Annotated in this window: 1 protein-coding gene; it reads right to left on the bottom strand. The window is 36.4% G+C overall.

Annotated elements, in window-relative coordinates; genetic code table 11:
• The coding region (locus AC1B00_RS09725; RefSeq protein ID WP_442862411.1) for a flagellin N-terminal helical domain-containing protein at positions 1-508 on the bottom strand (508 nt) is incomplete at both ends.

Here is a 508-nt window from a genome sequence, read left to right as displayed (position 1 = left end):
ACATTATGCCCAGTCTCAAACCTAGTCAAACCAATCTTATCACTTGTAGTCGCCCCAATACTAGCCTTAACAGTCTCATTTGAATACGCACCAATTTGAAACTCCTTATTTGAAAACGTTCCAGATAGTAGCTTTTGACCGTTGAATGATGTAGTATTACCAATATTATCAAGCTCTTCCATAAGTCTAGAAATATCAGCTTGAAGCGCCTTTCTTGTCTCAGTTGTTTGACCATCTTGAGCTGATTGAATAGCTTTGTTCTTAATAGTTTCAAGTATTTTAATTTGCTCATCCATAGCCTTATCAGCTGTTTGAATAATACCAATAGCATCATTAGCATTCATAATAGCTTTACCAAGTGAACTAGCTTGACTTCTTAAGCTATCTGCAATTGCCATACCTGAAGCATCATCAGCAGCACTATTAATTCTAAAACCTGAGTTTAGCTTTGAAAGTGAGCTATCAATAGCTCTATTGTTCATAGAAGCATTAGCGTGAGCGCTTAATG

Source organism: Campylobacter sp. DY7 (assembly GCF_057802535.1).
This window is presented reverse-complemented; position numbering and strand designations above follow the sequence as displayed.